This is a genomic window from Xanthomonas arboricola pv. juglandis, from assembly GCF_905367715.1.
In the GTDB taxonomy this organism is placed as follows: Bacteria; Pseudomonadota; Gammaproteobacteria; order Xanthomonadales; family Xanthomonadaceae; genus Xanthomonas; species Xanthomonas arboricola.
In genome coordinates this window covers 963841-985508 of sequence record NZ_HG999362.1, presented here as the reverse complement: position 1 = coordinate 985508, position 21668 = coordinate 963841, and the positions used below count along the sequence as shown (strand labels likewise).

The 21668-nt window shown below is 66.6% G+C and carries 15 protein-coding genes; 11 read left to right on the top strand and 4 right to left on the bottom strand.

Translation table 11 applies throughout. The annotated features are described in order from the left end of the window. Positions 1 to 916: 916 nt before the first annotated feature. Positions 917 to 2017: a glycosyltransferase gene (locus KHN93_RS04090; protein WP_212579174.1), complete on the bottom strand. Its 1101-nt coding sequence runs from the start codon at positions 2015 to 2017 to the stop codon at positions 917 to 919. A 137-nt stretch (positions 2018 to 2154) separates the two neighbouring features. On the opposite strand from KHN93_RS04090, the gene KHN93_RS04085 reads away from it, so the two are divergent. Both KHN93_RS04085 and KHN93_RS04080 read left to right on the top strand, forming a co-directional pair. Next, positions 2155 to 2874, top strand: coding sequence for a response regulator (locus KHN93_RS04085; RefSeq protein WP_087962308.1), 720 nt, complete (start codon positions 2155 to 2157; stop codon positions 2872 to 2874). Next, positions 2871 to 4394 (top strand): ATP-binding protein, encoded by a 1524-nt coding sequence (locus KHN93_RS04080; protein ID WP_212579173.1) that lies wholly within the window; start codon positions 2871 to 2873, stop codon positions 4392 to 4394. The genes KHN93_RS04085 and KHN93_RS04080 overlap by 4 nt, the downstream gene beginning before the upstream one ends. 140 nt (positions 4395 to 4534) lie before the next feature. Here KHN93_RS04080 and KHN93_RS04075 read toward each other — a convergent pair whose 3' ends face one another. After that, complete coding sequence (locus KHN93_RS04075; RefSeq protein ID WP_024939451.1) at positions 4535 to 5899, bottom strand: glutamate--cysteine ligase; 1365 nt, start codon at positions 5897 to 5899, stop codon at positions 4535 to 4537. 291 nt (positions 5900 to 6190) lie between these two features. On the opposite strand from KHN93_RS04075, the gene KHN93_RS04070 reads away from it, so the two are divergent. Next, complete coding sequence (locus KHN93_RS04070; RefSeq protein ID WP_024939452.1) at positions 6191 to 7027, top strand: helix-turn-helix transcriptional regulator; 837 nt, start codon at positions 6191 to 6193, stop codon at positions 7025 to 7027. A gap of 104 nt (positions 7028 to 7131) precedes the next feature. Next, positions 7132 to 8109, top strand: a complete 978-nt coding sequence (locus KHN93_RS04065; RefSeq protein WP_212579172.1) for an MBL fold metallo-hydrolase — start codon at positions 7132 to 7134, stop codon at positions 8107 to 8109. A gap of 70 nt (positions 8110 to 8179) precedes the next feature. On the opposite strand, the gene yihA is transcribed toward KHN93_RS04065, so the two are convergent. After that, a complete protein-coding gene (yihA, locus tag KHN93_RS04060; RefSeq protein ID WP_024939454.1) occupies positions 8180 to 8803 on the bottom strand; it encodes a ribosome biogenesis GTP-binding protein YihA/YsxC in 624 nt (207 codons plus the stop codon). Positions 8804 to 8947: 144 nt separating this feature from the next. On the opposite strand from yihA, the gene KHN93_RS04055 reads away from it, so the two are divergent. From KHN93_RS04055 to betA, 7 genes are all read left to right on the top strand, one after another. Then, positions 8948 to 9745 (top strand): c-type cytochrome, encoded by a 798-nt coding sequence (locus KHN93_RS04055; RefSeq protein ID WP_181141917.1) that lies wholly within the window; start codon positions 8948 to 8950, stop codon positions 9743 to 9745. Between the two features lie 97 nt (positions 9746 to 9842). After that, a complete protein-coding gene (locus KHN93_RS04050; RefSeq protein ID WP_104560663.1) occupies positions 9843 to 10493 on the top strand; it encodes a thiol:disulfide interchange protein DsbA/DsbL in 651 nt (216 codons plus the stop codon). 91 nt (positions 10494 to 10584) lie between these two features. Next, positions 10585 to 11400 (top strand): thiol:disulfide interchange protein DsbA/DsbL, encoded by an 816-nt coding sequence (locus KHN93_RS04045; protein WP_016902612.1) that lies wholly within the window; start codon positions 10585 to 10587, stop codon positions 11398 to 11400. 49 nt (positions 11401 to 11449) lie between these two features. Beyond that, positions 11450 to 12187 (top strand): endonuclease/exonuclease/phosphatase family protein, encoded by a 738-nt coding sequence (locus KHN93_RS04040; RefSeq protein WP_024940789.1) that lies wholly within the window; start codon positions 11450 to 11452, stop codon positions 12185 to 12187. 136 nt (positions 12188 to 12323) lie between these two features. Continuing rightward, on the top strand, positions 12324 to 14303 hold the full coding sequence (gene betT / locus KHN93_RS04035; protein ID WP_016902610.1) for a choline BCCT transporter BetT: 1980 nt from the start codon (positions 12324 to 12326) through the stop codon (positions 14301 to 14303). A gap of 40 nt (positions 14304 to 14343) precedes the next feature. Next, positions 14344 to 15816, top strand: a complete 1473-nt coding sequence (gene betB / locus KHN93_RS04030) for a betaine-aldehyde dehydrogenase (RefSeq protein WP_104624446.1) — start codon at positions 14344 to 14346, stop codon at positions 15814 to 15816. A 157-nt stretch (positions 15817 to 15973) separates the two neighbouring features. Further along, a complete protein-coding gene (gene betA / locus KHN93_RS04025; protein WP_039512248.1) occupies positions 15974 to 17644 on the top strand; it encodes a choline dehydrogenase in 1671 nt (556 codons plus the stop codon). A gap of 909 nt (positions 17645 to 18553) precedes the next feature. Here the strand turns inward: betA and KHN93_RS04020 are convergent. Then, positions 18554 to 21433, bottom strand: coding sequence for a TonB-dependent receptor (locus KHN93_RS04020; protein ID WP_104560661.1), 2880 nt, complete (start codon positions 21431 to 21433; stop codon positions 18554 to 18556). Positions 21434 to 21668 lie beyond the last annotated feature (235 nt).

Here is a 21668-nt window from a genome sequence, read left to right as displayed (position 1 = left end):
CGTCCGCTTCGTCCGGATCCAGCAATGCGTCGCGCACGGCGACCGCCGCTCCTGCGCAACTCACTCCAGCTGCAGCGTCGCCGCCAGCAGCTGGAACCGACGGGCGGCGTGATCAGCACGATCAGCCATGCCGCGGCGGTGGCGCAAAACCTTCGGCCTCCAGGCATTGCGACAGTGCTGGCGGTGGCGGGCCGAGGGGCGGCGCGTCAGGCGCAGGCAACGCGATGCCTTGCGCGGTGGCACAGGCCTGCAACGCGGCGTCGAAGTCGGGATCATGGGGTGGCGGACCATGTGGTTCGCCAGGCCCGTGCGGGCCATCAGGCGCCGGGCCGTCGCGCCAGGGCCCGCCGGGCATCGGCGTTGGCCAGCTCACGCCTTTGCTGGCCAGACAGCGCTCAAACGCACTGTGGTCCATGCCCTGCGTAGGCGCATCGGGATGCGGCGTGGCCGCAGCTGGCGGGGGCGATGCCATCCCTTGCTGTTGAGCGCAGGCCTGCATCGCGGCCAGATCGCTCGCACTCGGTGGTGGTGGTGGCGGACCACGCTGCGCCTGCGGTGGCGCGGGCGGCGGTGGCCCGCCGGAAGGCGCGCCGCAGAAACTGGCGCAGCCGCCCAGGCCCAGCACTGCTAGCAATGCACTGATGGCAACGGCTGTGGAGCGTGTCTGGACCATCGTCGATCTCCCTGGCTGGATGGCGCATGCGCGTACCGCACGCACATGGCAATGGCGGGCGATACCCGCTTGGTCAGGCAGAGCGTTGCATCGTGATATGTCGTGCATTTGCCGCTGCGCGCCGATCGCTGGCGTGCGCCGTCATGCAGCGTGCAAGACCTGGGACCACGCCAGCACCGTGCTATATCCAACACGCCGGAGCGTTGTCAGAGCGGTGACCCGGCTAAGCCAGGGGCTAACGCATCAGTTCTCGACGACCGCCTGGGCCACGTCTGTGGCGACGTCCGCCGCATCTGCCGGCAACGACGCCAGCACCGCATTGCGAAAGCGCGCGGCGAATGCGGCATCGTTGGCCTGGTAGAACGCCCGCGCGTTGGCCGACAGCTGATCCAGCTGCGCCTGCGGCAAGGCCAGCGCGGTTTCCACGGCCTGCGCAATGCCGGCCGCATCCACGTAGTAATACGACGCCAGACGCCGCTGGCGCACCTCGGCCACCGGAATCAGCAGCCCGTGCTCAGGCCTGACCAGTTCGTTCATCGGCTCACCGTCGGTGGCCAGCGTCACCGCGCCCACGCTCAGCGCTTCCATCAGGTAATGCCCGAAGCCTTCGGCCTCGGATGGGCATAGATGGAACAGGTGCGCATTTTGCAGGCGGCGCAGTTCGGCGTCGTCGAGATAACGGACGCGGTGGTCGATGTTCGGCGCCACCACCGGCTTGCCGGCCGTGCGCGGATTCTGCACCACCGTCAGCAGCGGCCATTCCGGATGCCGCTGCCAGGTCTCCAGCAGCACGCGGGTCCCCTTGGCGGTACTGCGCCCGGCCAGATGGAAGAACGCACGTTGACGCGGAACCTGTGCGTCGTGGCGATCCGGGCTGGTGAAGCCGATGAACCGCGTGGTGCAGCCCAGACTGCGGAAAATCCGCTCCGCGTGATGGGTTTTGCACAGAACCGCGTCGAACTGCGGCAGCCGCGGCAGCCACTTGGGCAGCAACCATTCCGGATTGGGCACCAGCAGGTTGGTCTGGCCCAGCGGCAGGCAGCGCGCATACACGCGCTCGGAAAAGATCTGCACCGGCACCCGCCCGAACAGCGCGCGACTGGCCCACAGACGGGCTTCGCGTGCGGTGTCGTGCAGCCGCTGACTGGTGAAGCCCACTTCCTGCACCGGTACGCCGCCGGCACGCAGCGTCTGCGCCATCAGCACCATGTCCCGGGTCAGGCCCACGCCGTTGTCGCGGCTGATCACCCGCATCATCGGAAATGCCTTGTCATGCGTACACTCGCCATTGCTACGGCACAGTGTCGATGGCCCGGTTTCCTGCGCGATGTCCCGTTCTGTCATGTTGCGTCACACGTGTGCCAAAGGTTGACAAATTCAATCATTATGATGCGTGCTCCAGCCCTGCAACTGCGAGCACCATGTATCCGGTAGCCACCACCCTGCGCGGGCCAAGTGCCGCGCCACCGACGATGATCTCCATGGACATGCAACAACCCTGCGTTCTTGTGGTCGACGACGACCCGGACCTGCGCAAGCTGATCGGCGAGTTCCTCAGCGCCCACGGTTACCAGGTGGACGTTGCCGAAAACGTGGCGGAGATGCGCAAGAGCATCGCCCAGCGCCGCCCGGACCTCATCGTACTCGACGTGATGATGCCCGGAGAAGACGGCCTGAGCGCGGCGCGGGCGCTGGCCAGCGAGCGCGGTTCACCTGCGGTCATCATGCTCAGCGCGCTGGGCAACGACACCGATCGCATCATCGGCCTGGAAGTGGGCGCCGACGATTACCTGGCAAAACCCTGCAATCCGCGCGAACTGCTGGCGCGGGTACGCGCCCTGCTGCGCCGCAGCCAGGCCAGCAGCGAGCAGGCCGACCACCGTGGCAATGTCTACGAGTTCGCCGGTTGGCGGCTGGACGTGGTGCGGCGCGACCTGCGTGACCCCACCGGCATCTTCATCAACCTGTCCGACGGCGAGTTCGCGCTGCTGCGTACCTTCGTCGAGCATCCGCAGCGGGTGCTCAGCCGCGACCAGTTGCTGGACTACGCCCGTGGCCGCGACACCGACGTCTACGACCGCGCCATCGACAGCCAGATCAGCCGCCTGCGCCGCAAGATCAACGAGCGCGTACATACCGAGTTGATCCGCACCGTGCGCAACGAGGGCTACATGCTGCTGCCGGGCGTTTCGCGTCTGTGAGTAAACCGGCACGTCGCGGGCTGTCGATCTTTGCCCGTACCTTCGTGCTGCTGGCGGTGGCACTGCTCACCGCCCAGGCGGTCGGCATCGCCCTGCTGGTGATGCGCACCCCGGTCTACGAGCCGCCGGTGCATCCGCCGGAAGTGGTGGCACTGCTGTCCACGCGCATGCCGGCCGGCACCCAGACCCTGACGGTGCACGAATCGGCCCAGGCCCCGCTGCCGCCGGCAGGCCAGGTGCGCGACGGGTTCGCCGAAATGCTGCTGGCCCATTGGCTGGATGTCTCCGAGCAGCGCGTGCGCTTCTACCGCAGCGCCGACGATCGCCAGGGCCCGCGCATCGGCATGTCTCCACCGCCGCGCATGCCCGGCCAACCGCAGGCATTCGGGGCCGATGATGGCGATGCCGGTCACGCCGGCGATCGCCACGAGGCCTTGCAGCGTTCGCCGCCGGCGCCAGGCGACTGGCCGCGCGATCGCCACCCCGGTGCCCTGCCCTTCGGCAATGGGCTGCGTCCGGACGACAGCCCCGGCGCCTGGGAAAGCGAGCGCCTGACCCCCGGCGTGCCCTTGCTGGACGGCTTCACCGCCGCGCTACAGCAGCCCGATGGCCGCTGGCGCACGGTCGAGTCGCCACCGCGGCGACTGTCGGCCGAGTTCAAGACCCATGTGGTACTGCTGTTCCTGGCCGGCCTGCTGGCCAACGTGCCGCTGGCGTGGTGGTTCTCGCGTGCACTGTCGGCGCCGATCAAGCGCTTTGCCGAAGCCGCCGACCGGCTGGGCCGCAACCCGGATGCTGCCGCATTGCAACGCAGCGGCCCGCCGGAGATCGTGCGCGCGGCCGATTCGTTCAATGCGATGCAGGCCCGCCTGAACCGCCTGATCAACGAACGCACCCACATGGTGGCGGCGATCGCGCACGACCTGCGCACGCCGCTGGCGCGCCTGTCTTTCCGCCTGGACGGCCTGCAGCCGCCGTTGCGCGACAAGGCGCTGGCCGACATCGACGAGATGAAGGCGATGATTTCCGCCGCGCTGGATTTCATCCAGAACGATCGCCACCGCGGCAAACGCGCGCCGCTGGATCTGCGCCTGCTGGTGGAAAGCGTGGTCGACAACGCCACCGACATCGGCGCCGATGCCGAACTGCTGCCCGGCCAGGCGATCACCCTGGATGGCGACCCGCTGGCCTTGCGGCGCGCAGTGATGAACCTGCTGGAGAACGCGCTGAAATACGGCAAGCGCGCGCGCCTGCAGCTGCAGCGCGATGGCGAAGACGGTGTGCTGTGGATCGATGACGACGGCCCCGGCATCGACCCGACCCAGCGCGAACAGCTGCTATTGCCGTTCGTGCGCGGCGAGTCCTCGCGCAATCGCGACACCGGCGGCATCGGGCTGGGCTTGTCGGTGGCGCACAGCATCGTGCTGGCGCATGGCGGCGACCTGCGCCTGGACAACCGTGCAACAGGTGGCGGCCTGCGGGTGACGGTGCGCCTGCCGTGCATGCCGGAGCGGCGCTAGGGCCTAGGGCCGCGCTGGAGTACGTTCTCTCGCCCAAGCTCGGCGGTGCAGGCCGGCGCGCACCCGAGAGTTCACGCCTGCAAGCAACGATCCGCGCGATCGATCAGCCGCGCGCGACGACTGCTGCGATCAGCAAGCGCTCAGTACGCAAACTCGCGGAACACGCGATCGATGTCGCCCTTCCATGCACCGTGATACAGCGCCAGCTTGCGCTCGGCCGCGGTGACACCGCTCTCGGCGATCTCGGCGATCACGTCCACAAAGCCGGTTTCGTCCTGACCATCGGCATTCAGGCGCGCACGCCGACGCAGGCCCTCGCGGGCGATCTTGACCGCTTCCACCGCCAAATCGCGCACCGTCCCATTGCGGAACGGCAGGCCGAGTGCATGCTTGGGCACGCCATCGCGCAGCGCGTGGCGCTCGGTGGTGCTGAAATCCTTGACCAGATCCCAGGCCGCATCCAGCGCGGTGTCGTCGTACAGCAACCCCACCCAGAACGCCGACAGCGCGCACAGGCGGTCCCACGGGCCGGCGTCGGCGCCGCGCATTTCCAGATACTTCTTGAGGCGCACTTCCGGGAACGCGGTGGTCATGTGGTCCGACCAGTCGCGCAGCGTCGGCAACGCGCCCGGCAGTGCCGGCAACCTGCCTTGCATGAAATCGCGGAAGCTCTGCCCACTGGCATCGACATAGACGCCGTCGCGGTAGGAGAAATACATCGGCACATCGAGCAGATAATCGACATAGCGCTCGTAGCCGAAGCCGTCTTCGAACACGAAATCCAGCATGCCGGTGCGGTCGGCGTCGGTATCGGTCCAGATGTGCGAGCGGTAGCTGAGGTAGCCGTTCGGCTTGCCTTCGGTGAACGGCGAATCGGCGAACAACGCGGTGGCGATCGGCTGCAACGCCAGCGACACACGGAACTTCTTCACCATGTCCGCTTCGGTGGCGTAATCCAGGTTGACTTGCACCGTGCAGGTGCGGGTCATCATGTCCAGGCCGAGCGAGCCGACCTTGGGCATGTAGTTCTTCATGATCTGGTAGCGGCCCTTGGGCATCCACGGCATTTCATCGCGGCGCCACTTGGGCTGGAAGCCCATGCCCAGGAACCCCAGCTGCAACTCACCGGCCACCTGCGCCACTTCGTCCAGATGGGTGCCGGTTTCCACGCAGGTGTGATGCAGGGTTTCCACTGCCGCACCCGACAGTTCCAACTGGCCGGCCGGCTCCAGCGTCACCGAGGCGCCGTCGCGCAGCAGCGCGATGGTGTGGCCGTTTTCCTGCACCGGCTCCCAGCCGAAGCGGGTCAACCCGGTCAGCAGCGCCTGGATGCCGCGCTCGCCTTCGAACGTGGGCGCGCGCAGGTCGTCGAGCTGGAAGCCGAACTTTTCGTGCTCGGTGCCGATCCGCCAGTCAGCGCTGGGCTTCTCGCCGGAGGCCAGCACCTGGACCAGCTCCGCGCGTTCGGTGATCGGCGTTTCGGCAACGTGGCTGGGACTCGACAAGGGCAGGCTCGCAGGAAAATTTAGGGGAACGATGTGGGGGTCCTCCCCAGCCACCGCAAGGCCCGCACTATAACCGCAGGGCATGGAAAGAATTGCTGCCATCGGCCGGGCCTGAGATTTCCATCCATGCGCACGGCGTGGCCGCGGCAGCCGAGGCCGGGCGTGACGGAGGCGCAGTGGGTCGCAACCGTCCAGGCTGAAACTGGACACCCGCAACTTCCCGCACGCGCGGATCCACGGCGTCTGATCGTCCTCAGCCACGCAGCCGCGATCCTGTAGCATCGCCCGGCCATGACCGTTGCGCCCACACCCACCGACGCCCTGCTCGCGCAGATGGCCAGCCTGCTGCACTGCGAGCGCGCCGAGGGGTTTGCCTGCGTGAGTGCGCGGCGCGAACACGGGGCGCGCTCGGTGGATCTGACCCAGGCGCAGTTCGCGATGGTGCTGCAGGGCCGCAAGCAGGTGCGCAGCGCGACCCAATCGCTGCAGTTCGTGCCGGGCGACCTGTTCCTGGTGACGCGCCGTTGCCGGATCGATGTGATCAACACGCCCGACCCGCAGACCGGGCTCTACCTCAGCGTGGTGGTTCCCCTCTGCGAAGAGGCGCTGGCCGCTGCACGCGCGTTGTGGAACGAGCCGCTGCCCGAGGCCGGCGCCGACATCGCGCAGCTGCCGGCGATCGATTTCGCGCTGACGCTGCGGCAATGGCGCGATGCGCTGCAACACGGCCTGTATACCGAAGCACGCCTGGCGCTGGCCGCACTGGTCGTCACCCTCTGCCGCCGCGGCCACGGCGGCCTGTTGCTGCCGCCGGCGCCAAGCGTTGCCGAGCAGGTGCGTACGCTGATCACCGCGCAACCGCAGCGGGCGTGGCGCTCGCGCGATATCGAAGACAGTCTGGGCATCAGCGGCGCCACCTTGCGCCGGCATCTGGCTGCCGAACACCGCTCGCTGCGCGAATTGATCACCGACGCGCGGCTGGCGCACGCCATGGCCTTGCTCTACAGCACGCGCTGGCCGCTCAAGACCGTGGCCGCGCGGGCCGGCTATCGCTCTACCCGCAGCTTCAGTCAGCGCTTCCAGCAGCGCTACGGGCTGGATCCGGCCAGCATCGGCAATAGCCGCTAGATCGCCGACGCGAGCGCTTCGCGCAGCGCAATGAGCGAACCGCGCAGGTCGCCGCGGCCAGCATGGCGACACCGCGGCGCTTGCCGCCTGTCCTGGAGCTGCCCATGTCTGTTTTTTCCGCGCTGCGTCCGCTGGCGCTGCTGTTGCTCGCCGCAAGCGCCACGCTGGCGCACGCCGCTGCGCCCGCATCCACCCACGCACAGGTCCCCGGCTTCTACCTGCAGCGCATCGGCACGCTGCGCGTCACCGCCTTGTTCGACGGCAGCGTGGCGTTGACGCGGCAACAGCTGTCCAATGTGGCCCCGGCAGAGCGCGACCGCCTGCTCGCGCAGGGCTACGTGCCTGAAGACGGCAAGGGGCTGCAGACGGCAGTCAACGCCTACCTGATCCAGGACGGCCGCCACCTCAGCCTGGTCGATACCGGCACCGCGCAGTGCCTGGGGCCCGGCCTCGGTCAGGTGCTGAGCAACCTGCGTGCCGCCGGTTACGACCCCGCCCAGGTCGACGATGTGCTGCTCACCCACGCGCATCCGGACCACCTGTGCGGCCTGCTCGATGCGCAGGGCAGGCCGGCCTTTCCCAACGCCACGGTGTGGCTGTCCGAGGCCGATGCCGCGTACTGGCTGGACCCGGCCTCGGAGGCCGGCGCCGCGCCGATGCTGCAGTTCGCCTTCCCGCTGGCACGCGCGGCGGTGGCGCCGTATCAGGCCCAGGGTCGGCTGCGCCGCTTCCAGCCCGGTAGGAGCGCATTGCCAGCCGGCATCACCGCGCTGGACAGCCAGGGCCACACGCCCGGCCACGTCTCCTATCGCTTCGACGGCGGCACCGGCAACACCGTGCTGGTATGGGGCGATGTGCTGCACTACCACGCGGTGCAGTTTGCCCGGCCGGACGCCTCGTTCGAGGCCGACAGCGACCGCAGCAAGGCGATCGCCTCACGGCGTCGTCTGCTGGCGCAGGCCGCCGCCGGCCGCTGGTGGGTGGCCGGCGCGCATCTGCCGTTCCCGGGTCTGGGTCATGTGCGCCGCGAGGGCAAGGCGTTCGCCTGGGTGCCGACCGAATTCGGCGCCGTGCCGCAATGAAAACGGCGAGCCCTGGCTCGCCGTCCTGATGGTCTGAAGGCCAGGCGCCATGCGCCAGGCCCGCCTCGGCTCACTCCGCGGCGGGCGCCGCGACGTCCAGACCCAGCCAGCCGCCGACGATGCCGCGCAACTCGTCCACGCCCTGGCGCGACTCGCCGGAGTAGGTCTGCACGGTCACGCTGTCGCCGAAGCGCGAGGTCACTTCCTTCTTGACCTTCTGCAGCGTCTGCATCTGCTGGCCACGGCCGAGCTTGTCGGCCTTGGTCAGCAAACCATGCGCGGGCAGGCCGCGCTCGGCCGCATAGCCGAGCATCTGCAGGTCGTAATCCTTGAGCGGATGGCGGATGTCCATCACCACCACCAGCCCGCGCAAGGCTTCGCGGGTGCGGAAATAGCGGTCGATGAAGGCCTGCCAGTGCGCCTGCAGGTCCTGCGGCACCTTGGCGTAGCCGTAACCGGGCAGATCCACCAGATAGCGCTCGGGCTGGATCTGGAAGAACACCAACTGCTGGGTGCGGCCGGGGGTCTTGGACACCCGGGCCAGTGCGTTCTGGCGGGTCAGCGCGTTGAGCGCGCTGGATTTTCCGGCGTTGGAGCGGCCGGCGAAGGCGACCTCGTAGCCGCCATCGTCGGGCAATTGCCGGGCGTTGTGGGCGGACAGGTGGTAGCGGGCTTGTTCGATAAGGAGCGACATCTCCCTAGGATCGCACGTTCGGGGCCTGACGGTTTTGCTGCACTGTTCGTTGACCCTGGCGCAAAGGCGTGTCGATAATCGAAGCACGCCTGCCACAGCCAGCACCCAACGCGCGCGGGCCGGGTCCATACGGAGCTTTAGCTGATGCGCCATGCTCGTGTGCTAGTCCTCGCCGCCCTCGCCGTGCCGGTCATCGCCGCCGTGGCGTTTGCGCAGTCGGCGGTCACGCCGATCCCCGATCCGCCGCCGGTGCGCATTGCCCCGCTGGAGGTGGACCTGTCCAAGACCACCTGGGGCGATGCCAAGGCCGGCCAGACCAAGGCCGCCGCCTGCGCGGCCTGCCATGGCCCGGACGGCAATCCGGCGGTGGCCATGTACCCGCGCATCGCCGGCCAGACCGAGCGCTACGTGGCGCACCAGGTCGCCTTGATCGCCAGCGGCGAGCGCAATACCGGCATGTCGGCGGTGATGGTGCCGTTCGTCAAGGACCTCACCGCGCAGGACATGCGCGACCTGGGCGCCTACTTCGCCACGCAGAAAACCGCTGCCGGGGTGGCCGACGATGCGGTGGTCAACGAGGGTCCGTACCAGGGCCTGAAGTTCTACCAAGTCGGCGAAAAGCTCTATCGCAGCGGCGATGTCGCGCGCGGCGTGCCGGCCTGCATGGCCTGCCATGGCCCGTCCGGCAGCGGCAATCCCGGCCCGGCGTATCCGCGCCTGGGCGGCCAGCATGCCGAGTACGTGGCGCGACGCCTGAAGGAATACCAGGCCGGCACCACCCAGGAGCGCAACCCGGCGCTGTTCAATATCATGGCGCAGGTGGCGCACCCGCTGACCGAGCAGGAGATCCAGGCGCTGGCCAGCTATCTGCAGGGTCTGCACGACCGCGCCGACGATGCCGCCGCCGCGCAACTGCCCGCAGCAACGCCCGCACGCTCATGAGCTGACCGCCGCAACCGCCACACCGTGTCACGACGCCGGTCCCGCGACCGGCGTCGTCGTTTCCCGCCCTCCCTCTTCCCACCCCCACGGAGCCTGCATGAATCTGTTTTCCCGCCTGTCCCTGCTGTTGTTGCTGTTAATGCCGCTGGCGGCCTGTGCCGCCGACAAGAACGCCCCGCCGGTCGAAGGCGACGACTACATCGTCATCGACGGCGGCCAGCCGTACGCGCCGCTGGCCGGCAAGGTGGAAGTGGTCGAGGTGTTCGGCTACACCTGCCCGCACTGCGCGCACTTCGAGCCGACCCTGGAGGCCTGGGTGGCCAAGCAGCCGTCGTATGTGCGCTTCACCCCGGTGCCGGCGGCCTTCGGCGGGTTCTGGGATGCCTTCGCGCGTGCCTACTTCGCCGCCGACATCCTGGGCGTGGCCAAGCGCAGCCATCGCGCCATGTTCGAGGCGATCCACGAAAAGCAGACCGTGCCGACCCAGAACGTCGCCCCGGAGGAACTGGCCGCCTTCTACGCCGGCTACGGTGTGCCGCAGCAGCGCTTCATCGAGACCTACAAGAGCCAGGCGGTCGACGCCAGGCTCGATGCCGCGCGCGAATTCGCCAAGCGCAGCAAGCTGCCCGGCACCCCGGCGATCATCGTCAACGGGCGCTATCTGATCGGCGCGCGCAACTACCCGGACATGCTGCATGTGGCCGACTACCTGATCGCCCGCGAACACGCTGCGCCTGCCAAGCGCTGAACCGCGTAACCGCCACCGACGGCCGCCCGTGGCATCATGCGCCCCGCGGCCGTCCGGCCCTTTCCTCGCCCCACGCTGGAGATCCAATCCGATGAAGACCCGCTTCGCCCTGACGCTGATGGCGCTGCTGCCGATCCTGGTCGCCTGCAAGGCCCAGGACGGCTCGTCCGATACCGCACCTGCCGCCACCACGCCGGCGGCCGAAACGGCGCCTGCTCCGGCCGCTGCCACGCCGGCCGCCGACCCCGCCGCACCGCCTGCAGTTGGCGAGAGCGCCAGCACCCCGCCGGCCGCCGCCCCCAGCGCCGCACCGCGCGCGCCGAACGGCCCCGAACCGGTCGCCGGCACCGACTATCTGGATATCGAAGGCGGCCAGCCGTACCAGCAGGCCGCCGGCAAGATCGAAGTGGCCGAGGTCTTCGGCTATGTCTGCCCCGCCTGCAACGCGTTCCAGCCGCTGATCGGGCCGTGGAAGGCCGGCTTGCCGTCGGACGTGCACTTTGTCTACGTGCCGGCGATGTTCGGCGGCCCGTGGGACGACTACGGCCGTGCGTTCTACGCCGCCGAAACCCTGGGCGTGCAGGAAAAGACCCACGAAGCGCTGTACAAGGCCATCCACACCGAGCAGACCCTCAAGGGTGAGCGCGGCAAGGATTCGGTGCAGGACATCGCCGCGTTCTACGCCAAGTACGGCGTGGACCAGAAGACCTTCATCGACACCATGAGCAGCTTCGGCGTGTCGGCCAAGACCAACCGCGCCAAGCAGTTCGCCACCCGCAGCAAGCTCACCGGCACCCCGTCGTTGATCGTCAACGGCAAGTACCTGGTCAAGGGCCAGAGCTTCCCGGACATGCTGCGCATTGCCGATCACCTGATTGCGCGCGAACGCGCCACGCTGGCCAAGTGATCCTGTCGATCGCCGCCCTGTGAACGCTTCGGATTCGCGCACCCTGCGGGTGCTGACGGCCAATATCCAGGCCGGCTCCAGCACCCGCCGCTACAGCGATTACGTCACCCGCAGCTGGTCGCATGCGTTGCCGCTGGGCAGCAAGCGCACCAGCCTGGACAGCATTGCCAAGCTGGCCGGCGAGCGCGACATCGTCGGCCTGCAGGAGGCCGACCCGGGCAGCCTGCGCTCGGGTTTCACCAACCAGACCCACTATCTGGCCGAGCGCGCCGGCTTCCATTACTGGAGCCACCAGCCCAACCGCCGCATGGGCGGTGTCGCCTCCAGCGCGAATGGTTTGCTCAGCAAGCTGGAACCGCTGGAAGTGCAGGACCACGCCCTGCCCGGCCGGATCGGCGGGCGCGGCATCCTGCTGGCCAAGTTCGGGCAGGGGCGCGAAGGCCTGGCGGTGGCGGTGGCGCATCTGTCGCTGGGCGCCAATTCGCGCATGGCGCAGCTGGCCTTCATCGCCGAATTGTTGTCCGAGCATCCCAACGCGATGTTGATGGGCGATTTCAACTGCATGGCCGACCGGCCGGAAATGCAGGCGCTGTACCGGCACACGCGGCTGCAGCCGCCGAGCTGCGAAGTGCATACGTTCCCTAGCTGGCGTCCGGACCGGGCGATCGACCATATCCTGGTCAGCGACAGCCTCACCATCGAGCATATTGAAGCGATTCCCGCAGCGTTCTCCGACCATCTTGCGGTGGGCATGGATATCCGCGTGCCGCTGCAGCTGCTGCGCTAGCCACCCCGCAAAGTGACTACGGGTTCGCACTGGCGGACTCGACCGATGACACCCCCTCGACACCGCCTGTGCGATAACGCAGGCGGTTTTTCGTTGGGAGCACAGCACGTGATACGCGTCATATGAGTGTGTCGGCATGAGTGCGGTTGAGCCGCAGCTGTTGCCGGTGCGCACCCTGCGCCCGGTGTTCGTGCTGGCGGCCACGGTGGTGTGTACGTTTGCGTTGTTGGTGTCGTTGTTTCCGCTTGAAGCGGGCCGCGTGCTGCTGGACGCACAGACCTGGGCCTCGCGCAATGTCGGCTGGTACTACCTGCTGGCGATGACGGTGTATCTGGTGTTCGTGCTTGGCGTGGCCTTGTCCAGCTACGGCAACATCAAGCTCGGCGCCGATCACGACGAGCCGGAATTCAGCTATCTGTCCTGGGCCGGCATGTTGTTCGCCGCAGGCATCAGCATCACGCTGTTCTTCTTCTGCGTCTCCGAACCGCTCACCCATTACCTGCAACCGCCGCAAGGCGGCACCGGCAGCGGTGAAGCCTCTGCACGTCAGGCGATGCAGTTGCTGTTCCTGCATTGGGGACTGCATGGCTGGGGCGTGTTCGCGCTGGCAGCGATGGCGCTGGCGTATTTCGCATTTCGCCACAACCTGCCGCTGGCCCTGCGCTCGGCGCTGTATCCGCTGATCGGCAAGCGCATCAACGGGCCGATCGGCTATACCGTGGATGCGCTGGGCATCGTGGCCACCGTGTTCGGCCTGGGCGCGGACATGGGCTTTGGCGTGCTGCATCTCAACGCCGGCCTGAGTACCTTGATGGATGTGCCGCACACCCATTGGGTGCAGGTCGCGCTGATCGTGGCGATGATGGGCGCGGCAATCGTGGTGGCGGTGTCCGGCGTCGAGAAAGGCGTGCGCTGGATGTCGGACATCAACATGCTGCTGGCGATCGCGCTGCTGCTGTTCATGCTGTTCGCCGGCCCCACGCAGTATCTGCTCAACGCGCTGATCCAGAACCTGGGCGACTACCTGGGCAGTGTGGTCAACAAGAGTTTCGATGTGTACGCCTACGGCGGCCGCAGCGACTGGCTCGGCAACTGGACGGTGTTCTACTGGGCGTGGTGGATCGGCTGGGCGCCATTCGTGGGCCTGTTCATCGCGCGTATTTCGCGCGGCCGCACCATTCGCGAGTTCGTGCTCGGCGTGTTGCTGATACCGCTCGGTTTCACCCTGGCCTGGCTGTCGATCTTCGGCAACAGCGCGCTGGACCAGTTGCTGCATCACGGCCAGGGCGCGCTGGCGCAACAGGCCATCGATGCGCCGCAGACGGTGCTGTATTCGCTGTTGCAGAGTTATCCATGGAGCCGCACGGTGATCACGGTGACGGTGGCGATCAGCTTCGTGTTCTTCGTGACCTCTGCCGATTCCGGCACGGTGGTGCTGTCCACGCTGTCCTCGCACGGCGGCGAGCCGCACGACGATGGCCCGCGCTGGTTGCGCGTGTTCTGGGGCGTGCTCACCGCGGTGGTGACCGGCGGCCTGTTGCTGGCCGGCAGCATGGACGCATTGAAATCGGCCGTGGTGCTGGCCTCGCTGCCGTTCTCTGCGGTGTTGCTGCTGATGGCCTGGGGCTTGTCGCGCGCGCTCAGCGAAGAATCGCAACGCAAGCGTGCGCAGCTCTACAGCCCCAGCCCGCTGATCGGGCAATCGCGGCATCACCGCGGCTGGCGTCAGCGCCTGGGCCAGGCGATGCATTTCCCGGCGCGCGATGAGGTCTATCGCTTCATGCACGACCAGGTGCGCCCGGCGATCGAAGCGGTCACCGCGCAACTGCAGGAAGAAGGCTGGCAGGTCAGCAGCCGGCTGGACGACGACGACATGGAAATCAGCGTCGACCACGGCGAGCAGCAGGGCTTCCGCTACCAGGTGGTGATGCGCGGCTACCTGACGCCTTCTTTCGCCGCGCAACGCCTGCGCAACCAACGCTATTACCGCGCCGAAGTGTATCTGTACGAAGGCAGCCAGGATTACGACCTGGTCGGTTACAGCCGCGAGCAGATCATCAACGACATCATCGATCAATACGAGCGTCACCTGCAGTTCCTGCATCTCACTCGCTGAGGTGCCGCCGCTGCCGCGTGCGCCCCACAGGAGGTTTGTCATGCCACGTTTTCCCGACCAGTTGCTGTATATCGGCGGCCGCTATGTTCCCGCCCGCGGCGGCCACACCTTCGAGGTGGTCAACCCCGCCACCGGCGAAGTGCTAGCCAATGTGCACAACGCCGGTGCCGACGACCTGGATGCCGCGGTCGACAGCGCCACGGCCGGCCAGCAGCAATGGGCGGCACTGACCGCGGTGGAGCGCTCGCGCATCCTGCTGCGTGCGGTGGCGCTGCTGCGCGAGCGCAACGACGCGCTGGCAGAGCTGGAAACGCTCAACACCGGCAAGCCGCTGAGCGAAACCCGCAGCGTGGACATCGTCACCGGCGCGGACGTGCTGGAGTACTACGCCGGGGTGGCGCAGGCGCTGCAGGGCGCACAGGTACCGTTGCGCGAAGGCAGCTTCTTCTACACACGGCACGAGCCGCTCGGCGTGGTCGGCGCGATCGGCGCATGGAATTACCCGATCCAGATTGCGCTGTGGAAGGCCGCGCCCGCGTTGGCGGCCGGCAACGCAATGATCTTCAAGCCCAGCGAAGTGACACCACTGACCGCACTCAAGCTGGCCGAACTCTTCACCGAGGCCGGCCTGCCCGATGGCGTGTTCAACGTGCTGCCCGGCGACGGCGCCGGCGTGGGCACCGCGCTCACCGAACACCCGCAGATCGAAAAGATTAGCTTCACCGGCGGCACCGCGACCGGGCGCAAGGTGATGGCCAGTGCCTCGAGTTCGTCGCTGAAAGACGTGACCATGGAACTGGGCGGCAAGTCGCCCCTGATCGTCTGCGCCGACGCCGACCTGGATCTGGCCGCCGACATCGCGATGATGGCCAACTTCTACAGCTCCGGGCAGGTCTGCACCAACGGCACGCGCGTGTTCGTGCCGCGCGCGCTGCGCAATGCCTTCGAGGCGCGGCTGCTGGCACGCGTGCAACGCATCCACATCGGCGACCCGCTGGACGCGCGCACCACCTTCGGCCCGCTGGTTAGCGCCGCGCACATGCAGCGCGTGCTGGACTACATCGAACAGGGCAAGGCCGAGGGTGCGCGCCTGCTGTGCGGTGGTGAACGTCTGCGCGATGGCGCGCTGGCACAGGGCTGCTATGTCGCACCGACCATCTTCAGCGACTGCACCGATGTGATGACGATCGTGCGCGAGGAGATCTTCGGCCCGGTGCTGAGCCTGCTCACCTACGACGACGAAGACGAAGCGATCGCGCGCGCCAATGCCACCACCTACGGCCTGGCCGCAGGTGTGGTGACGCCCGACCTGGCGCGCGCGCATCGCCTGATCCATCGCCTGCAGGCGGGCATCTGCTGGATCAACACCTGGGGCGAGTCGCCGGCAGCGATGCCGGTGGGCGGCTACAAGCAATCCGGCGTGGGTCGCGAAAACGGCCTGGCCACGCTGCAGGCTTATACCCGCACCAAATCCATCCAGGTCGAACTGGAACGCTACGCGTCGGTGTTTTGACCGGCCGACGCCACCTGGCAGGCCGTCGCCGGCGATACCGGCGAGCTGCGCGAGCTGAAGCCTGTAGACCGCGCCGCCATTTCGAACAAGAACAGCCGCCCACCGCGCAATCGTCTTGAAAGCCGCTTCACACCGGCACCGCAACAAGGAGAACCCTATGCAACGCGAATACGACTACATCATCATCGGCGCCGGCTCGGCAGGTAACGTGCTGGCCGCGCGTTTGACCGAAGATCCGGGCGTCAGCGTGTTGCTGCTGGAAGCCGGTGGGCCGGATTATCGGCTGGACTTCCGCACCCAGATGCCAGCGGCACTGGCGTTTCCGTTACAGGGCCGTCGCTACAACTGGGCCTACGAGACCGAGCCGGAGCCGCATATGGACAACCGGCGCATGGAATGCGGGCGCGGCAAGGGATTGGGCGGCTCGTCGTTGATCAACGGCATGTGCTACATCCGCGGCAATGCACTGGATTTCGACCATTGGGCCAAGCGGCCGGGCCTGGAAGACTGGAGCTACCGCGACGTGTTGCCGTACTTCCGCAAGGCCGAGACACGCGATATCGGGGCAAACGATTATCACGGCGGCGAAGGCCCGGTCAGCGTGGCCACGCCGAAGAACGACAACAACGTGCTGTTCCATGCCATGGTCGACGCCGGCGTGCAGGCCGGGTACCCGCGCACCGACGATCTCAACGGCTACCAGCAGGAAGGCTTCGGGCCGATGGACCGCACGGTGACGCCGCAGGGCCGCCGCGCAAGCACCGCGCGCGGCTATCTGGACATGGCGCGTCCGCGCGACGGCCTGCACATCGTTACCCATGCCACCACCGACCGCATCCTGTTTGCCGGCAAGCGCGCGATCGGCGTGCATTACCTGGTCGGCAATAGCAGCGAGGGCATCGACGCGCATGCACGCCGCGAAGTGCTGGTGTGTGCTGGCGCGATTGCCTCGCCGCAGCTGCTGCAACGCTCCGGTGTCGGCGCACCGGATCTGCTGCGCGCACTCGACGTGCAGCTGGTGCACGACCTGCCCGGCGTCGGCCAGAACCTGCAGGACCACCTGGAGGTCTACATCCAGTACGCCTGCACCAAGCCGGTGTCGTTGTATCCGGCGCTGCAATGGTGGAATCAACCAGCCATCGGTGCGCAGTGGTTGTTCGCCGGCACCGGCACCGGTGCCAGCAACCAGTTCGAGGCCGGCGGCTTCATCCGCACGCGCGAAGAATTCGACTGGCCCAATATTCAGTATCACTTCCTGCCGGTGGCGATCAATTACAACGGCAGCAATGCAGTGAAGGAACACGGCTTCCAGGCGCATGTGGGCTCGATGCGCACCCCCAGCCGCGGGCGCGTACATGCCAAGTCGCGCGACCCGCGCCAGCATCCGTCGATCCTGTTCAACTACCAGTCCACCGATCAGGACTGGCAGGAATTTCGCGATGCGATCCGCATCACCCGCGAGATCATCGCCCAGCCCGCACTGGACGCCTACCGCGGCCGCGAAATCAGCCCGAGCGCGGACTGCAAGACCGATGCCGAGCTGGACGCGTTCGTGCGCGCACGCGCAGAGACGGCGTATCACCCGTCCTGCTCCTGCGCGATGGGCACCGATGATATGGCGGTGGTCGACGGACAGGGCCGCGTACACGGCATGGAGGGCCTACGGGTGATCGATGCCTCGATCATGCCGCGCATCATCACCGGCAACCTCAACGCCACCACCATCATGATCGCCGAGAAGATCGCCGACCGCATGCGTGGCCGCACGCCACTGCCGCGCAGCACCGCCGACTACTACGTGGCCGGCGATGCGCCTGTGCGCGGGTGATGCTAGAAAACGCAGTGCGCTACCCTGGGGCGAGTGCGCGGTGCCCTCAGCGCTAGCAGGATACGCCGCAAGTACGTCCTTGTAGGCTCGGCGGCGGTATCCATGCCGCCACACGGTCCCGCAATCGGTGAGCACACCGCACCAGAAAATTTGCAGCGTATTTGCTGAAATCCCGTCTTCTGATCTGGTTACGTTACGAAGCTGATCGGATGCGCCATTACCGAACAACGCACGCCATGCATTGCTTGCAACCATGCACACCGACCATCTTCGATGGTCCTTGCCCGCTCACCGTCGCGGGACCTTACGCGGCATGGATGCCGCGTAAGAGCCTACACGGACGTACTTGCGGCGTGTCCCGCGATGGTGGGCGGGCAAGGGCCCTGCAGCGAAGTTACAGTTCAACCGCTCTGCAATTGATCTATCCGCACTCTCCAGTCAATTCAAGACAACCGAGATTTCGAGTAGTAGCGTCCTGATATGCAGTCAAACGCTAGCTAGTCGGGTGCGCGGCGCCCTCACCGCTCGCGGGACACGCCGCAAGTACGTCCTTGTAGGCTCGGTGGCGGCATCCATGCCGCCACACGGTCCCGCAATCGGTGAGCACACCGCACCAGAAAATTTGCATATTGCTTGCTAAAAGAGCGTCTTCTGATCTGGTTGCGTTGCGAAGCTGATCGGATGCGCCATTACCGAGCAACGCACGTCATGCACTGCTTGCAACCATGCACACCGACCATCTTCGATGGTCCTTGCCCGCTCACCGTCGCGGGACCTTACGCGGCATGGATGCCGCGTAAGAGCCTACAGGGATGTACTTGCGGCGTGTCCCGCGAGGGTGGGCGGGCAAGGGCCTTGTGGCGAACCAGCAGATCGCATGCTCTGCCGGTGCTACATCCACACCGTAGACTAAAACTTCAAATCCACCCGCGCATACCAGAAGCGTCCACCGGGGATGTCGTAGGTGGAGGCGTCGTAGCCATTGAGGGAGCACGACAGGCAGAGCGGCGGATCCTTGTCGAAGACGTTGTTCAAGCCGGCCGTGAGCTGCAGCCCCTTGAGCCAATCGACGCGATAACCCAGCTGTGCATCGTGGTAGGTGATCGCATCCAGGCGACTGGTGCCTGTGGCAGGATCGGAACACACCGCAAATTCCACCGCATCGCCGCATTGTTCGGTGAGTTTGGAGATGTGGCGCGCCGTCCACGATGCGGTCCAGTTGCCCAGCGACCAGTCCAGTACCGCGTTGCTGGTCCATTCGGGGATCGCGCTGTCCACCACTTCGATGCCCGGCCCCTGCGGCTGGCGCTGCCCTGCCGCACCGAGTGCCTCGTAGCGGCCCACAAAGGTGTTCTGCCAAGACAATTTGAAACGGCCAAGCGCCGTCTCTGGCAAGGTCCAGAACAGGTCTACATCCCAACCGTCGGTCTTGATCGAACCCAGATTGGTCAACCGGTTGTTGAACGCATTGATGCCGCCGGTGGAGGCGCGCCCGATGCCATTGCAATACAGCGCGTCCAGTGTATCCACGCACAGATCCAGCTGGGTTTGCGCATTGATCGCCTGGATCGCGCCATCGACATGATGGCGGTAGAAGGTCATTTCCAGATCGAGGCGATCGGACCAGCTGGCATTGCTGGCAAAGCCAGGACTGAACACGAAGCCGGCACTGAAGCTGCGCGAACGCTCCGGATCCAGTTGCTCGTTGCCGCCCGTGGTGACCGAGATCTGCTGGTTGGCCTGTTGATAGCCGGCCGGCACACCGAGCGACGCACAATTCGCGGCGCTACCGCGCGGCGAGGTGCCGCCCAGCCCGATCGAGCATGGATCGGACAACTGCAGATCGGCGCGCGCGGCCGAACCAAACAGCTCGCCGATGGTCGGCGCACGGAAGCCTTCTGCATAACTGGTGCGCAGCACCAGCTCATCGGTGACCTGCCAACGTAAGCCGTATTTTGGCGTGAACTCGCCACCGAAAGTGGAGTAATCCGAATAACGGCCGGCGATATTCAAGTCGAGTTTGTCGCCCAACGACGAATTGGCGAAGATCGGGATATTGAGTTCGAGATAGGCCTCGTTGACGTCGTAGCTGCCTGACGTCGGCAACGATGGCACACCGTTGTAGCGCCCCGCCACGGTGAGCGGGTCGGGTTGGTAGTACCCTTCGTATTTGCGGTATTCGTAGCCGGTGGCGAACGACACCGCACCACCGGGCAACTGGAACAGCTCGCTGCTCAGATTGGCGGTGAACAGGCTCAACTCGTTCTGGCTGCGGTCGCGCACCACCGGCTGGATCCAGCGCAACATCTCCGGCGTGATGCTGCCGGCACCGCTGAAGATATCCAGTGGCACGCAGCCGGCCACCGCCGCGCACGCGGCCGGATCGCCCAGGCCAAGGTTGATGTTGTAGAGGTTGTAGCTGCCGTAGTTGGTCTGTTCGGCCTTGTTCTTGCTGTACATGCCGTTGATGTCCCAGAACCAGGTGCGCGCCGCACCTTCGAAGGTGCCCACCAGACCGGTGCCGAAGTATTGCGTGTCGACCTGCTGCTCGAAACGGCGCGCCCCGCCTTCCACCGGGCGGCGACCGAGCTGGATCAGGTTGGTGGCCGAGTTCAACTCGAAGCCGAACGGATTGAACGGATTGAGCGCGGAAATCACGATGTTGTCGGCCAGCGGATTGCCGGTGCCGGCATCGGGGCCGAGAAAGATCGGCTCGGGCGCGGCCTGGTTGGTCGACTCGCGCCGGTTGCCCAGCGCCTTGACGTACCACTGCACGTCGTCGTTGAAGTAATAGCGGAATTGCGCGAACACGCCCTTGCGCTCGGACGGTGTCAGCAACAGGTTCTGTTCGGCAAAATTGTAGCGGTCTGCGGTGCCGAAGCAGTGATAGTCATCGCTGCGCGTGCAACCGGCGCTGCCATCGTATTGCGGCGTGCCGACGCCGGCATTGGGCGTGAGGTTCTGGCGCACGCCGGTATTGGGGTCGACGAACTGGAAGCGACCATCGGGCGTCGCCGAGCTGGCAAAGGTCAGCCCGGTGCCCGGGATCGGGAAGCGGGCCTGCGCACGGTCGCGTGCGTAGATCGGATCCTGCTTGACGTAACTGGCGCCCAGAAACAGGCTGAAATCCTCGCCGCTGGTGCCCCAGGCCAGGTCCATGCCCTGGTTGGCGCCGTCGCCCTTGCCGTACTGCCCGTAGTTGAGCGTGACCTGCGCACCGTCGAAGCTGCGCCGGGTAATGATGTTGACCACGCCGGCGATCGCATCCGAGCCGTACAACGACGAGGCGCCGTCTTCGAGCACCTCGATGCGCTCCACGATCGCCAACGGAATGGTGTTCAGATCGGTCGACGAGCCCACGCCGGAGGCCGAAGACTCGTTGACCCAGCGGATGCCATCGACCAGCACCAGCACGCGCTTGGAGCCGAGATGGCGCAGATCCACCTGCGCCGAGCCGGCGCCCACACCGCCGCCATCGGGTGGAAAGCCGAAGTTGCCCGACGAGTTGAACTTGGCGTTGAGCGCCGAACCCGATGCGGTGAGTTCCTGCAGCACCTCGCCGATCGAGGTCAGGCCGGTGCGTTCGATGTCAGCGCGGTTGAGCGTCTGGATCGGCACCTGGCCCTGCAATTCTGCGGTCTTGATGCGGGTGCCGGTGACCTGCACGCTGTCGAGCGTGCGCGTACTCGGGGTGGCCTCGGGCTGTTGCGCCCAGGCGAGTGTGGGAATCAGACACAACGACAACTGCACGGCCAGGCATGACCGAGGGGAGCCAATCAGACGCTTCATCCTTTCTCTCTCCAGAAGGACTTGCTAAGTGTCCGCACGCCCCCGTGCCCTGCGGTCCGCCCCAACTTTTAAACGAAACCTTAACGCCCCGCAAGCCAACCATGCAGGCAGTGAGAGACGCTTCGCACTGCGCGCCGGGCCGCAGACCACGAGCGCGCGCCAACGGGACGCGTCTGCACCTTGCGGCGCATGTCGCTGCCGACAACGCTGGCGGGCGTCGATCCTGCACGTATTC

Excerpts from the sequence above, each read along its gene's own strand:
- KHN93_RS04090 (WP_212579174.1), bottom strand. The coding sequence starts at position 2,017 with ATGACAGAACGGGACATCGCGCAGGAAACCGGGCCATCGACACTGTGC.
- KHN93_RS04085 (WP_087962308.1), top strand. The coding sequence starts at position 2,155 with ATGGACATGCAACAACCCTGCGTTCTTGTGGTCGACGACGACCCGGAC.
- KHN93_RS04070 (WP_024939452.1), top strand. The coding sequence starts at position 6,191 with ATGACCGTTGCGCCCACACCCACCGACGCCCTGCTCGCGCAGATGGCC.
- KHN93_RS04065 (WP_212579172.1), top strand. The coding sequence starts at position 7,132 with ATGTCTGTTTTTTCCGCGCTGCGTCCGCTGGCGCTGCTGTTGCTCGCC.
- yihA (WP_024939454.1), bottom strand. The coding sequence starts at position 8,803 with ATGTCGCTCCTTATCGAACAAGCCCGCTACCACCTGTCCGCCCACAAC.
- KHN93_RS04055 (WP_181141917.1), top strand. The coding sequence starts at position 8,948 with ATGCGCCATGCTCGTGTGCTAGTCCTCGCCGCCCTCGCCGTGCCGGTC.
- KHN93_RS04050 (WP_104560663.1), top strand. The coding sequence starts at position 9,843 with ATGAATCTGTTTTCCCGCCTGTCCCTGCTGTTGTTGCTGTTAATGCCG.
- KHN93_RS04045 (WP_016902612.1), top strand. The coding sequence starts at position 10,585 with ATGAAGACCCGCTTCGCCCTGACGCTGATGGCGCTGCTGCCGATCCTG.
- betT (WP_016902610.1), top strand. The coding sequence starts at position 12,324 with ATGAGTGCGGTTGAGCCGCAGCTGTTGCCGGTGCGCACCCTGCGCCCG.
- betB (WP_104624446.1), top strand. The coding sequence starts at position 14,344 with ATGCCACGTTTTCCCGACCAGTTGCTGTATATCGGCGGCCGCTATGTT.
- betA (WP_039512248.1), top strand. The coding sequence starts at position 15,974 with ATGCAACGCGAATACGACTACATCATCATCGGCGCCGGCTCGGCAGGT.
- KHN93_RS04020 (WP_104560661.1), bottom strand. The coding sequence starts at position 21,433 with ATGAAGCGTCTGATTGGCTCCCCTCGGTCATGCCTGGCCGTGCAGTTG.